Below are 14,151 nucleotides of genomic sequence, written 5' to 3'. Positions count from 1 at the left end.
GGATTATGAAGGGTCGCCACATCGCACCGCTCCTGATGATTTCGTCGGCCCTCGCCGCCGGGGGGGCCTCTGCCCACGACCATAGCGCGCACAAGAAGGCGCCCGCCGCCGCCCGGTGCCTTGGCCTGCCGGTCGAGAAGGTCGCGATCCAGACCTATGTCTTCGCCAGCACGGTCGCGAACATCCCTATCCCCGCCGAATGGGACACGATGCCCGTCGGCGAGAAGTTCGAGCGGCTCAAGCCATCCTTCGCCAAGCTCGCCGGCGCGAAGCCCGACCCGGCACGGCTCGAGTCGGTGCTCGAGCAGATTTCGGCGATCGGCTATCGCAATATCGAGGGGATGGACCTGATCGGCGGCAGCGACCCGGCCGCTTATGCAAAATTGCTCAAGGACAACGGCCTGCAGGCGGTGGCGAGCCACGCATCGTTCGACAAGGCCAAATGGCCCGCGACTCTCGCCGCCGCAAAGGCGCGCGGGCAACGCTTCATCGGTTCGGGCGGGTTCGGCCAGCCCGGGCTCGACACGCTCGACCATGTCCTCGAAACCGCGCGCAACCTCAACGCGCTCGGCGAAGCCGCCAGCGCCGAGGGGCTCACCCTCTATGTCCACAATCATACCGGCGAGTTCGACAGCCGCTTCCCCTATGATCATGGCGACGGCAAGCCGGTGATGACGAGCGCGTGGGAGATCGTCGCCGCGAACACCGACCCGCGCTTCGTCCAGTTCGAGGTCGACATCTTCTGGGCGCGCCTGGCATTCAAACCCGATCGCCTCGACGACCTGCTCGCCTTCCTCGAAAAATATCGCAGCCGCATCGCGCTCCTGCACATGAAGGATCTCGCGCCCAATGGCGCCGTCACCGATTTGGGGGCCGGCACGACCGACTGGCGCCGTGTTATCGAGGCCGCGGGACCGCAGATCGCCTATTATGTCTATGAGTTCGACTTTCCGGCCGATCCGGTGAAATCAGCGACGATCGGCTTCAACTATCTGACTTGCGGCGAAAAGAAGCCGGCTGGCACGTAATCGGGAGCGTGTCGGGCGGAAGGGCGCACGCCTGACTGCCGAGCCGATACCTCCCTCTTCCGGACCCTAAGTGGTGCCTCGCACAACAAGCCTCGTCGGCAACAGAATATTTCCCGTGCTGAAACCCTCGGGATCCGCGACGAGACGCACCGCCTGAAAGGCCAGGTCGGCTATTGGCTGATGAATGGTCGTAAGCGGCGGCCAGACGAGCTGGGCAATATAGCTGTCGTCGAACCCCGCGACCGCTATGTCTTCGGGGACCGAGCGGCCAAGCTCGCGAATGGCTGCCATGGCGCCGATCGCAACCTCGTCGTTGAAGGCGAAGATCGCGTCGGGCAGCGGGTTCGAGCCGCGCAGAAGATCTAGCGTTGCAATGCGCCCGGCTTCCGCAATCGATTCATTCAGTTCGATGCGAGTCAGCGCGACACCCGCGGGATCGCCGCCCAAGGCGCCCAGCGCGTCGCAGAAGGCCCGCTCGCGGACCATCGCGGCTGCATGATCGGCGGGGCCGGCAATGATCGCGAAACGGCGGCGTCCGGCGTCCCACAAATGCCTCACCAACTGCTCCACCGCTCGACGCTCGTCGGCGCCGACCGCGACCGAGCGGCCAAGCTGCTTGCCGGGGGCGATGCGCACATAGGGCAGGCCGTCGCGATCGAGGGCGTCGAGCAGCTTTTCATCGTCGCAGACCGGCGGCGTCAGGATCAATGCGTCGCAATGGGCGCCGCGCAGCCCCTGCTCGTAGCGGTCGACGACGCTGTCCGCGCCATGGTCGAACTCCTCGAGGACGAGGTGATAGCCATATTGCCGGCAGGCCTTCGCCGCCCCCCGGAATATCTCAGCGAAATAGAAGGACGAAAGGTGCGGCATGAACGCGCCGATCAGGAAGGAGCGTGACGCCGCCAGCGACCGCGCCGCCTGATTCACGCGATAGCCGGTTTCGCGGATTGCCGCCTCGATGCGTTCGCGCGTCGCGGCGCTGACATTGACGTCGCGATTGACGACGCGCGACACGGTCTTTGCCGATACGCCGGCGATCGCGGCGACATCGTCCAGGGTGGCAGGCCTTTTCACGGCGGGACCAATAGGATTCATCGCGCCTTGTTAGACGCGGAATACGTATCCAGTCCACCCTTTATGTCAGCGCTGACATTTTTCGTTGTCAGCGCTGACATAATTAGATAGCTAGCGATTCGAAAACAGAAGAAATGGGAGAGTTTGATGGGGTCGTGGCTTTGCCGCGCGGCGTTGCTGGCCGCCTGTTCGACATCGGCTATCGCACCGGGAGTCCATGCGCAGGATGCGGCCGACGACGCCGATCGCCGCGCCGCCACCACCGAAGCCGCGATGACCAATGCCGAGCGGGTGAGCCTGCTGAACGGCATCATGGCTATGCCCCTTGGCGACGTAAAAATCCCCGAAGGCGTTCCGTTCGGCGCCGGCTATATTCCCGGCATTCCTCGCCTTGACGTTCCTGCGCTCACCGAAACCGATGCCAGTCTTGGCGTTTCCTATGTCGGCGGCCTGCGCGGCGACGGCGCGACCGCGCTTCCGTCGGGAATGGCGATGGGATCGACATGGAGCCCCGACCTTATGCAAAAGGGCGGCGCGCTGATCGGCGGCGAAGCTCATGCCAAGGGATTCAATGTCCTGCTCGCGGGCGGCATCAACCTGGTCCGCGATCCGCGCGGCGGCCGTGCCTTCGAATATCTGGGCGAAGACCCGCTGCATTCGGGACTGCTCGGCGGCGCGGCGGTTGCAGGCATCCAGTCGCAGGGCGTGATTTCGACGATCAAGCATTTCATACTCAATCCGACCGAGATCGGGCGGCAGTTCCACAATGGCATGATCGACGAAGGCGCGCTGCGCATGAGCGATCTCCTCGCGTTCGAGATCGCGATCGAAAAGGGCCAGCCCGGATCGGTCATGTGCGCCTATAACAAGGTCAATGGCGCGCAGGCGTGCGGCAACGACCGCATGCTGAACGGCATCCTCAAAGGCGACTGGGGCTACAAGGGCTGGGTGATGTCCGACTGGGGATCGGTCCGGGCGACCGATTTCGCGCTCCATGGCCTCGACCAGCAATCGGGCTCGCAGCTCGACGCGGCGGTGTTCTTTGGCCAGCCGCTGCTCGATGCCGCCAATCGCGACAAGCGCTACCAGCGCCGCATCGCCGACATGAGCCGGCGGGTGCTGCGCTCCATCTACGCCGTCGGGGTCGATCGCAACCCGCCGCGCAAGGCGCCGATCGATGTCGCCGCCGGCGCCGCGATTGCGCAGGAGATCGCCGAAAAAGGCATGGTCCTGCTTCAGAACCACGGCGATATCCTGCCGCTCGCCGCCTCGGCAAAGCGTATATTGGTGGTCGGCGGCTATGCCGACGCGGGCGTGCTTTCGGGCGCGGGATCGTCGCAGGTACAGGGTCAGGGCGGCCCGGCTGTGTCGCTTCCGACCGTGAAGGACGGGCCGTTCACCGCACTGATGGCGCAAAATTATCACCGCTCCTCGCCGCTCGACGCCATTCGCGCCCGCGCGCCGCGGGCCGAGGTCGTCTTTCGCGATGGCCGCTACCCGGCCGAAGCGGCGATCGCGGCGAAGAACGCCGACCTCGTCGTCGTCTTCGGAACCCAGTGGATGACCGAAGGGCTCGACGTCCCCGACCTCTCGCTGCCGCAGGGGCAGGATGCGGTGATCGCAGCGGTGGCGAAGGCCAATCCGAAGACGGTCGTCGTCCTCGAAACCGGCGGACCCGTCGCGATGCCGTGGAAGGACGATGTCGGCGCGATCCTCGCGGCTTGGTATCCCGGCGCGCGCGGCGGCGAGGCGATCGCGAGGGTGCTGTTCGGCGACGTCAATCCGTCGGGCCGCCTGCCCGTAACCTTTCCCGCTTCGATCGCGCAGCTTCCGCGCCCCGCCCTTCCCGGCGCCGAGACCGTCGAGCCCAGCTTCGCCGGGCATGGCAAGCCGGGCCAGACGCTCGACATCGACTATAATATCGAAGGCGCCGACGTCGGTTACCGCTGGTTCGCGCGCCAGCAGGCGAAGCCGCTCTATCCGTTCGGTTTCGGGCTCAGCTACACCCGCTTCGAACGCTCGGGCCTTGCCGTAACGGACGGGGCGAGCCCCACGGCTGCCTTCACGCTGCGCAATAGCGGTGCGCGCGACGGCGCCGATGTCGGACAAGTCTATCTGGTCGAAACGCCGCGCGGAAAAACGCGCCGGCTGGTCGCCTTTGCGCGCGTCGACCTGAAACCCGGCGAGACGCGCCGGGTCGACGCGCCCATCGACCCGCGCCTGCTCGCCGACTGGGGCCCCAAGGGCTGGGCGATCGCGCCCGGCACCTATCGCTTCGCGCTCGGCGCGTCGGCCGAAGACCTGATCGAGGAAACGGGCGTCACGCTCGCCGGAAGGACCTGGAACTACCGCAAATAGACCATCACAGAACAGGGGGATGATATGAAGAGGATTTGGACTTCCGCCACCGCGCTCGGCGCCGTGCTCGCGGTCACGACACCGGCCTTCGCACAGGATAGCGCGGCAGCCGACGAGCAGACCGGCGGCTTCGGCGAAATCATCGTTACTGCGCAGAAACGCGCCGAAAACCTCCAGGACGTGCCGATCTCGGCAACCGTCGTCAGCGCGGATGCACTTGCTTCGCGCCAGATTTTCGACCCGTCGCAGCTCCAGCTCGTCGCGCCCAGCCTGCAGGTCAAAAGCTTCAACGCGGCGCTCGGCGCATCCAATTTCTCGATCCGCGGCGTCGGCACATTGAGCTTCTCGAACTCGATCGAAGCGAGCGTGACCTCGGTGATCGACGGCGTGGTCATGGGCAACCCGTCGCTCGGCTTCATGAACTATCTCGACCTCGCGCAGATCGAAGTGCTCAACGGGCCGCAGGGCATGTTGTTCGGCAAGAACGCCTCTGCCGGCCTCGTCAACATCACGACGCGCCGCCCGGAAATCGGCCGTTTCGACGGGCAGGTGATGGGCGAGATCGCACAGATGAAGGTGCCCGGCGACGGATTGCTCTATCGTCTGCAAGGCATCGTCAACGTTCCGCTGGGCGACAAGGCCGCGCTGCGCGTCAGCGCGTCGCAGACGCATACCGATCCCGTCATCACGAATCTGGTCGACGTTCCGGGCAGCCAATATGGCCAGAACCAGACCAGCCTGCGCGCCAAATTGTTGTGGGAACCGACCGCCGAGCTCAGCATCTATATCGCCGGCGACTATGCCCATTCCTCGGGCGTCGGATCGGGCGGCAGCGCCGACCGGATCGTCCGGCCCACGAGCCGCTTCGCCGCCGAAAACGCCGCACTCGGCATCGTCGCCAACCCCGACAATTTCTTCTCGAGCTATGGCGCGCCGACGCGGGCCAATTTCGATGTCGGCGGGCTTCAGGCCAATATAGATTATGAGTTCGAAAGCGGTCACACGCTGACCAGCATCACTGCCTGGCGAAAGTTCGACGCCGACAACCTCTTCGATTCGGACAAGCACCGCATCAACCTGCTCGATACGAACCACCAGCTTTCGACGATCAGCCAGGTCACCGAAGAGCTGCGGCTGGCGTCGCCGGTCGGCCAGTTTTTCGAATATCAGTTCGGTCTCTATTATTACGATTCCAAGAGCGATTCCGACATCACCGCGGCGGGCGCCAACGGCGCGACAGCATCGCCGCCGGCCGGCTTCAATGCATGGCTCGGCATTCACTCGACCGGCTCGATGACGTCGAAAAGCTACGCAGGCTTCGGTCAGGGCACGCTCAATATCAGCGACCGCTTCCGGTTCACCTTCGGCGGTCGGTATACCTATGACAAGCTCAAGCTTCGCTCGGTCAGCGATGCGGCCGGGTTCGTCGTCCCGTTCGGCGCGGTGGGGTCGCGCAACCAGCGGATCAGCGAGGAAAATTTCTCGTGGCGCGTCGGCGCGCAATATGACGTGACCGATGATGTCATGGCCTATGCCTCGGTGGCGCGCGGTTATAAGGGACCGGGTTTCAACCTGACGATCGATCCGCGCGCGCCGCTGATCATGCCCGAAATCCCGACCTCCTATGAAGCCGGGATCAAGTCGACGCTGCTCGACCGCCACCTGATCTTCAACATCTCGGGCTACACCTCGACCTTCAAGAACTTCCAGGCGCAGGCCTTCGACACGGCGAGCAACGGCTATGTCCTGCTGAACGCGGGCGAGCTCAAGTCGCGCGGGTTCGAGATCGAGGCGTCGGCGCTGCCCGCCGAAGGCCTCGTCTTCAATCTGGGCGTCAGCTATGTCGACGCCTTCTTCTCGGACTTCCAGGGCGACCGCTGCTATCCCTTCCAGCCGAACTGCCGCGCCAACGGGACGATCGACTCGTCGGGCAACCGCTTGCCGAACGTGCCCAAATGGACGGTCAGCCTGACGGGCCGCTATGAAACGCCGGTCAGTGAAAGCCTCGCAGTGTTCCTGCAGGGCGCGCTCTATGCCCGCACCAGTTCGAATTTCAGCTCGACCGAGGATCCGAGTACGAAGCTGCCGGGCTATTCGCTGTTCGACGCCAGCATCGGGCTCAAACAGATCGACGACAAATACAAGCTGACGATCTTCTGCCGCAACTGCTTCGACAAGCGCCAGCCGACCTTCGTCAACTCCAACTCGCAGTCGCGCGGCGACTATTACCACATGTTCGGTCTCAACTCGTTCCGGACGCTGGGCGTGTCGCTGGAAGGTCGTTTCTAAAAAGAGGGGAGGCCCGGGCCGTCGATTGGGACGGCCCGGCGTCACGCCCGGGAGGGTTCGGATGACCAAGAAATGGATCGCGGCTGCGGTCAGCGCCATCGCCATGGCCGCATTTTCGGCGACACCCGCCGCCGCCGAGGAAACGCCCGGCAAACCAAAGCTGGTCGTCCTGATTTCGATCGACCAGTTCTCGGCCGATCTGTTCAACGCGAGCCGGAGCGAATTTCAGGACGGGCTCGCCAGGCTGGCGCAGGGCATCGTCTATTCGAACGGTTTTCATGCGCAGGGCGTGACCGAAACCTGCGCGGGCCATGCGGTGATTGCGAGCGGCCGGCATCCTGCTGCGACGGGGATTATCGCGAACCAATGGTACGACCAGCGCGCCGGGGTCGACCGCTATTGCACCGACGACGGCATCCATGTCGCCGCACGCGCCAGCCGCAAGCTCGGCACCGGACCGGGAATGCTCGAGGTGTCGACGCTCGGCGACTGGCTCAAGGCCGCCTCGCCCGCCAATCGCGTCTTTTCGGTCGCGGGCAAGGATCGGTCGGCGATCATGATGGGCGGCCGCCATCCCGACGGGGCGTTCTGGTTCGATGGCAAGCAGGGATTCGACACCTGGGGCACCGATGCGCAGGACGCGCAGCGCCGCCTCGCGCCGCTTGCAAAGCTCAATGCCGGGTTTGCGCGGCGGCTGAAGGCCGCACCCGCCTGGACCTACCGGCGCGAAAGCTGCCGCGTACGCGAGGCGGTGATTCCCCTCCCCGACGGCAAGAGTTTCCACGCGCATCTACCGCCCGATCCGCCGGCCGCGATCCCCGGCCGGCCACCCGCGAGCGGCCCAACACTGCCGCCCTGGTTTTATGACCAGATCACAATCGACGCGGCGATCGACCTGCTCGACGGACAAAAGCTTGGCCAATCGCCCGGAACCGACCTGCTCGCGGTCGGCCTGTCGGCGACCGATATGGTCGGCCATGCCTATGGCACGCAGGGACCCGAGATGTGCGACCAGATGGCCCGGGTCGACGAGGCGGTCGGCCGCCTCCTCAAACGGATCGCGGAACTGAAGATTCCCGTACTCGTCGCGCTCACCGCCGACCATGGCGGCGGGGATCTCCCCGAACGGCTGATGGCGCGCGGCTATCGCGACGCCGGGCGGATCGATGCCGCCGCGCTGCTCGCCGATCTCAACGCCGCGGCGCGCGCCGCGACAGGCGTCGACTGGACCCCGCTGCGTCCGGCGTTCTTCGACCCGACGCAGCTTGTCGTCGTCGACGCCGGCGGGCAGTCGCTCGCCGATACCGCGCTCAAGAACCGCATCGCCGAAGCGACCGCGGCGCGCGCGCTCACCCGGCCGGGCATCGCTGGTGCCTGGACGGCGGCGCAATTGCAGGGGCGGAAACCCGACCCGCGCCTGTCCCCCGACCTGCTGCCGGTCGCCGACCGTATGGCGCTGTCCTTCTATCCCGGGCGTAGCGGCGACATATTGCTCGCGACCGACCCGCTGAAGATCGCCGCGCCGCCGCTCCCCGGCCTGTTCATGATGGGCCATTCGGGGCCCAGCGACTTCAACCGGCGCGTCCCCATCCTCTTCTGGTGGCCCGGTGTGACGCATCAGGAACGCACCCTGCCGGTACAGGTGGCCGATGTGGCGCCAACACTTGCCGCCGCCATACGGGTCGCGCCGGACGGTCCGGTTGATGGAGAATGCCTCGAACTCGGCGGAACGGGGACAGGCTGTCCCCTTCCGGCAGCATCGCGGCGATAATGTGAAAGGACAGACAATGCGGATATTCCCCACCGTCGCGCTCGCGCTGGCGCTCGTTTCTCCCGCGATGGCGGCCGACACCGCGCCGCAGCCGGTCGTCGACACGCGTAGCGGTGCCGTGCAAGGCGTCGCCGAAGGCCAGAGCATCGCCTATCGAGGGATTCCCTATGCCCTGCCCCCCGTCGGCGATCTGCGCTGGCGCGCGCCGCAGCCCGCCGATCGCTGGGCCCAGGTTCGCGTCGCCGACCAGTACGGCCCCGATTGCATGCAGATTCCCTTCAAGGCCGATGCCGCGCCGCTGGGGGTGAAGCCGTCCGAGGACTGCCTCTATCTCAACGTCTGGACCCCGGCCGAACGGTCGCGCAAGAAACGCCCGGTGATGGTCTGGATCTATGGCGGCGGTTTCGTCAACGGCGGCAGCTCGCCGCCGGTCTATACGGGCCGGTCTTTTGCCGAATCGGATGTGGTTTTCGTCAGCTTCAACTACCGGCTCGGCCGTTTCGGCTTTTTCGCCCACCCGGCCCTCAAGCGCGAAGCCGCTGGCGCGCCGACGGGCAATTATGCGATCCTCGACCAGATCGCGGCACTGAAATGGGTGCAGGAAAATATCGCGGCCTTCGGCGGCGATCCCGGCAACGTCACCATTTTCGGTGAATCGGCCGGCGGCATGTCGGTGCACGCGCTGACGACGACCCCGCTTGCGAAGGGACTGTTTCACAAGGCGATCTCCATGTCGGGCGGCGGGCGCGATCTGATGGGCCCGCTGCGCACCGCGACCGAGGCCGAAGCGATCGGCGCCGGCTTTGCGCGGGCAAAGGGGATAGAAGGCGATGAGGCCGGCGCACTCGCAGCGCTTCGCGCCCTGCCGGCCGACAGCGTGATGAGCGGGCTCAACCTGATGAGCCTGTTCGGCGCGAAGGATTTCACCCCGCTCTATGCCGACGGACAGATCGTGCGCCGGTCGATCGATGCGGCCTATGCCGCCGGCGACGGCGCAAAGATTCCGATGGTCATCGGCGCGAACGATGCCGACGGCTTCTTCTTCGGCGGGGGTGTCGATCAGGCCTATGCCCCGCTGGCAGCGGTGCGGACAGAGGCCGAGCCGGTCTATGACCCCGAAGCGCGCAAGGACGCGATGCGCATCGGCATCGCGGTTTCGGCCGACACGATGTTCCTCGAACCCGCGCGGCACGTCGCCCGGATCATCGCGGGGCGCGGGCAGCCCGTCTTCACCTACCGCTTCGGCTATGTGCCCGAATATCTGCGCGCCAAGATGCCGGGCGCCTTTCATGCCAGCGAATTGCCCTTTTTCTTCGGCACCGTCGACGCCCGGCACGGCGCCGCGACATCGCCCGCCGATCGCGCGGCGGCGCGGCTGGTACAGGATTATTGGGTCAATTTCGCAAAGACCGGCGTGCCCTCGGCAACGGGCGGCGGGCACTGGTCGCCCGGCGGCGTGGCTGCCGACACCATCATGACCTTCGACGCGGCCGGCGCCCGCGAAGGTCCCGACCCGATCCGCGCGCGGCTCGACTTCGTCGAGCGCGTCGTGGCCGCCAGAGCGCCCTGACCGGTGCGCCCGATTCCGATGCGCTTTCTGTCGCATCTCGCCGCCCTGACCGGCGCTCTCTTGTTCGCGCCGCCCGTGGCGGCGCAAGAGGTGGTGGCGAAGGTTGAAAGCGGCGAGATCGGCGGAACCGTCGACAACGGCGTCGTTCGCTTCCTCGGCGTCCCCTATGCCGCGCCGCCCGTCGGCGAACGGCGCTGGGCCGCCCCCGAAGCGCCGCCGCCGTGGTCCGGGCGGCGCGATGCGAAGGCGCATGGCCCCGGCTGCGTCCAGACGATCACCCCCGGCGGCTTCGGTCCGTGGACCCGCGAATATGTCGCGCCGGCCCCGGTTTCGGAGGATTGCCTCACCCTCAACATCTGGGCACCGGCGGAGCATGACGGCCGGCCGCTGCCGGTGATGATATGGATTCACGGCGGCGCCTTCATGTCGGGGTCGAATGCGGTTCCGATCTATGACGGCGCGGCGCTGGCGCGGCAGGGCATCATTGTCGTGTCGATCAACTATCGCCTGGGCGTCTTCGGCTTTGCCGCCTTTCGCGACCTCGCGGGCGATCCCGGCGGCGGCGCCAATTTCGGGTTGCAGGACATATTGGCGGCGCTGCGCTGGACGCAGCGCAATATCGCCGGCTTTGGGGGCGATCCCGGACAGGTGACGATCGCCGGTCAGTCGGCAGGTGCCATGGCCGTCCATATGCTGCTCCTCTCGCCGAAAGCGGACGGACTGTTCGCGCGCGCGATCGCACAAAGCGGCATTGTCGAAACCCCGCTCCCTGATCGCATCGAAGCCGACCGCCGCGGCGCCGACCTGCTCGCCCGCGCGAGGCTCCCCGGCATCGCAGCGCTGCGGCACCTGCCGGCGGATCGGGTGATGGCGCTGCTCGAAACCGGCCCGCTCGCCGGCGCTGGAGATGTCGGCGGCATGCCGCTGCTCGGCCCGGTCGTCGACGGATCGATCCTGCCCGGACAGGTTGCCGCCATGGAAGCGGCGGGCCGGCGGCGCGCCGTGCCGGTGATGGTCGGGCTGAACGCCGACGAAGGCGTGTTGAGCCCCGGTTATTTCCGCGCGGCGCCTGCGGATGTGCGTGCGCTCGCCGCCCGGATCGCGGGCGACGCCGGCGCCGATGCACTACTGGCGGACATCCCGCTCGATAGCGAGATGACGGCGCTCGCCGCGCGCCGGCAACTGACCCGCCTGTACGGCCTTGCATCGCTTGTCGACTGGGCGCGCATGCACCACGCCCCCGCCTTTGCCTATTATTACACCCATCCCGAACCGGGCCCGGGACAGGAGATGTTCGGCGCGTTCCACTCGGCCGAAATGCCCTACACTTTCAATTCGTTGAGAACCTCGCCCGACCGCCCCTTCACGGAATACGACCGCTCGGTTGCTGCGACCATGTCGCAACTATGGGCAACTTTCGTGAAGCGCGGCGACCCCAACGGCCCGGGTTTGCCACAATGGCCGGAGTTCGCGAACAGGTCAGGCGGCGTGATGGAACTGGGCGCACATTTTGCGCCATACCGAACCGAGGAGCAGAAGCTGCACCTTGTGCTTGGCAGATTCGCCATTGGCCCGGGACGGTCAATCTTCGGCATCGAAAGCTTCGTGGAAACGTCACGGGACCGATGATTCGACAAAGATGCGCGTTCAAATCGACTTACGGCATTTGTCCGCGAAAGGCCTGAGGCTAAGGTGCCGATCGTGAAAGCGCCGAGGCTCGAATGTAGCCGAATGTCTTCGAATTTGAGATTTCGTCGAATCGGGAATTTTTTCTTTGAATTTCAAAAGTGTAGTTATTTGACGGATCGCCGCCCGGTCATCCCGGATCAAATATTTTTTATTCGTTATTTTTCAATTTGTTATGTCTAATTGAACAATTGAGTGGGAGTGACGGTATCAATCGATATCAATCGACTACAATCGGTAGGAGCACTTCGATTGCTCCACTATCCCACCTCAGCCGCCTTAAGCATCAGTAATAACTAACAAATACGACGAAACCCGCTTCACTCTGTCGGTTCGACGGGCGCAGTTCTGCGTTGGCGGATTTTGGGTGCGGGCGCCACCTTCGCGCGACCTTCCAAGCTGCTTTGGCGACGCTCTGCGATCCAAGCTTCGATCTCCTCCAAATCCCACACATCGCGGCGTGAGATTGAATCGACGCGGGCCGGAATCGCCCCTCTTCCCGGCAGTTTCATTGATCCTGATTGGACAGCGACTAACTTCCGGTGCCGTTGTCGTTTCGATTCACTTAAATGCCTCGCGCTCGACTTTTTCCCGATTGCCGCCCTCCACAATCCAAATTAGACATCGCTTCACCGCTGGGCGCCAAGCACTTGCGGAACAGGGGTTGGGGGCTGCACCGAATGAACGCGATCTTCGCCCGAGCGGGGCTAGTTGCGCTTGCGCTTGGGATCACCGTGTCCGCCCATGCGGGCGTGTCGGAGGATTTCTCCGAATGCGACGGGCTTAAGAAACCCAAGAGCAGCGACGACGGGATGCGGGGCGAGGCGACTTTCCCCTCCTACCGCTTCAGCGGTCGCGATGCGCCCAGCCAGACGCTGGCCGCATGCGACCGCGTGCTAGAGAGCGGGAAACTCCTGCCCGAGCAGACACTGCGCCGCGCCCATGTGATGCGCGCCCGCGCTGCCGCGAAGCTGGAGCTCGGGGATGCCGCCGGTGCGCTCGCCGATATCGATGCCGCTCAAGAGGCTGGTAAGGCCTACGCCGGCGATTTCTTTTACGCTCGCAGCATGGGCGTCTCGCTCGATCTGCTGCGCGCTCTTGCCCTGAACGAGACGGGCGAGAGCAAAGCGGCGCTGGCGCTGGCTGAAGCGGCGGCGGCCAAGCGCACCTATGCGCTCGAGGTGCAGCGTGTCGCAGGCATGCTCCGCGCCGCCAATGGTGACAAGCCGGCCGATCCGACGATCTGGCAGGGCCTCGCCCGCATCGATCCGGCTACTCGGGGCATTTTCTCGCAGCTCGCGTCCCAGTCCGGCGATCTCGCCGAACTGGCGGCCTCGGCTGGGACGCCCTCGGTAGCCATGCCCGCAGCGCCTTCGCTCAACGCGATGATGGCCAATGGCGGGAATATCGCGCCGCTACTGTCCGAGTGGTCGGCCCCCGTCAGAGGGGCAATGACCAAGGCCTATGCGCTTGCCGCCCATGGCCAGCCTGCAGCCGCCCGTGCCTGGGTTGAGGCGACCCGCGCGGCGCTCGACGCCGCCGGTCCGGCATGGAATTCACAGGGCGAAGAGGGCAAGCAGGCTCCCAAGGATATCGTTACCCTGTTAGTCGAAATGGCGCGTGCCGAACATTTCAAACCGTTGGCCGATCTGGTCGACGCCCGCATTGCCATCGCCGAGGGCCGGCTCGCCGATGCCGCCACCGCGCTTCAGGGCAAGCAATTGCGCGCGACCCCGGTGACGGAAGAATTCCACGCCGCCTATGCCGCCGCGCGTAGTGCCAGCGCGCTGAGCGCACCCGATTTGCCTCCGCTGGGCCCCGCTGCCAAACGCGGTCCGGCGCGTCTCTCCGGAATGGCGGACGATCTTCTGATCCGCCCCGAATCGCAACGCAAGCTGATCGACTACGAAAAATCGCGCCCGAATATTCTCGGCGCGCTGGTGGGCGCGGCGTTTTCGATGGGCACAACGTTGCTCGGGGGGATCGACCGCACGGCAGGATTCCGTTCGACCCCGAACGATGACGGTTCGATCAAGGTCGAATATACCGGTAATACCACCTCCGGACCGGTGGTTCAGGAAATGACTCTACTACGGGCGGCCGAACTCGCGCGCGAGGCGGGCAAGTCGCATTTTCACGTCGTCGGGCGGAACGATTACCAGCGTTATCTCACTCAGACGATGAACGGCGTGCCGATGAACCGGACGCTGACTGGCTATAAGACCGAACTGACCATCCGCCTGCTGGGCGAAGGCGAAGCCGACGCGCTCGACGCCGTCGCTGTAATCGATGCGCTGGGGCCGGTCTATTACGAAAGCTGAGCGTGGGTGCAGGACCGGGCTCAACAGCGCAGGCAAGAGCAGCACAAGGGCTCC

The 14,151-nt window shown here is 65.3% G+C and carries 8 protein-coding genes; 7 read left to right on the top strand and 1 reads right to left on the bottom strand.

Going from position 1 to position 14,151, the window contains the following annotated elements:
- The first annotated feature begins 5 nt into the window (after positions 1-5).
- On the top strand, positions 6-1,028 hold the full coding sequence (locus tag J2X38_RS05445; protein WP_310252037.1) for a TIM barrel protein: 1,023 nt from the start codon (positions 6-8) through the stop codon (positions 1,026-1,028).
- Positions 1,029-1,094: 66 nt separating this feature from the next.
- On the opposite strand, the gene J2X38_RS05440 is transcribed toward J2X38_RS05445, so the two are convergent.
- Entirely contained in the window at positions 1,095-2,102 is a 1,008-nt protein-coding gene (locus tag J2X38_RS05440) for a LacI family DNA-binding transcriptional regulator (RefSeq protein WP_197411383.1), read from the bottom strand.
- Between the two features lie 147 nt (positions 2,103-2,249).
- Between J2X38_RS05440 and J2X38_RS05435 the strand changes: the two genes are divergently transcribed.
- The 6 genes from J2X38_RS05435 to J2X38_RS05410 all read left to right on the top strand — a co-directional run bounded on the left by J2X38_RS05435 (position 2,250) and on the right by J2X38_RS05410 (position 14,097).
- The gene (locus tag J2X38_RS05435) at positions 2,250-4,460 is read left to right on the top strand and encodes a glycoside hydrolase family 3 C-terminal domain-containing protein (RefSeq protein ID WP_310252034.1); all 2,211 of its coding nucleotides are present in this window, start codon (positions 2,250-2,252) and stop codon (positions 4,458-4,460) included.
- A gap of 24 nt (positions 4,461-4,484) precedes the next feature.
- On the top strand, positions 4,485-6,749 hold the full coding sequence (locus J2X38_RS05430) for a TonB-dependent receptor (RefSeq protein WP_310252032.1): 2,265 nt from the start codon (positions 4,485-4,487) through the stop codon (positions 6,747-6,749).
- 61 nt (positions 6,750-6,810) lie between these two features.
- Positions 6,811-8,520: an alkaline phosphatase family protein gene (locus tag J2X38_RS05425; RefSeq protein ID WP_310252029.1), complete on the top strand. Its 1,710-nt coding sequence runs from the start codon at positions 6,811-6,813 to the stop codon at positions 8,518-8,520.
- 16 nt (positions 8,521-8,536) lie between these two features.
- Positions 8,537-10,090: a carboxylesterase family protein gene (locus J2X38_RS05420; protein WP_310252026.1), complete on the top strand. Its 1,554-nt coding sequence runs from the start codon at positions 8,537-8,539 to the stop codon at positions 10,088-10,090.
- A gap of 3 nt (positions 10,091-10,093) precedes the next feature.
- Positions 10,094-11,719, top strand: a complete 1,626-nt coding sequence (locus tag J2X38_RS05415; protein ID WP_310252025.1) for a carboxylesterase family protein — start codon at positions 10,094-10,096, stop codon at positions 11,717-11,719.
- A 737-nt stretch (positions 11,720-12,456) separates the two neighbouring features.
- On the top strand, positions 12,457-14,097 hold the full coding sequence (locus J2X38_RS05410) for a hypothetical protein (protein WP_310252024.1): 1,641 nt from the start codon (positions 12,457-12,459) through the stop codon (positions 14,095-14,097).
- Positions 14,098-14,151 lie beyond the last annotated feature (54 nt).

Source organism: Sphingopyxis sp. BE235 (assembly GCF_031457175.1).
Lineage (GTDB): Bacteria > Pseudomonadota > Alphaproteobacteria > Sphingomonadales > Sphingomonadaceae > Sphingopyxis.
Note: the sequence above shows the minus strand (reverse complement) of the source record. Positions and strands in the feature narration are given on the sequence as shown.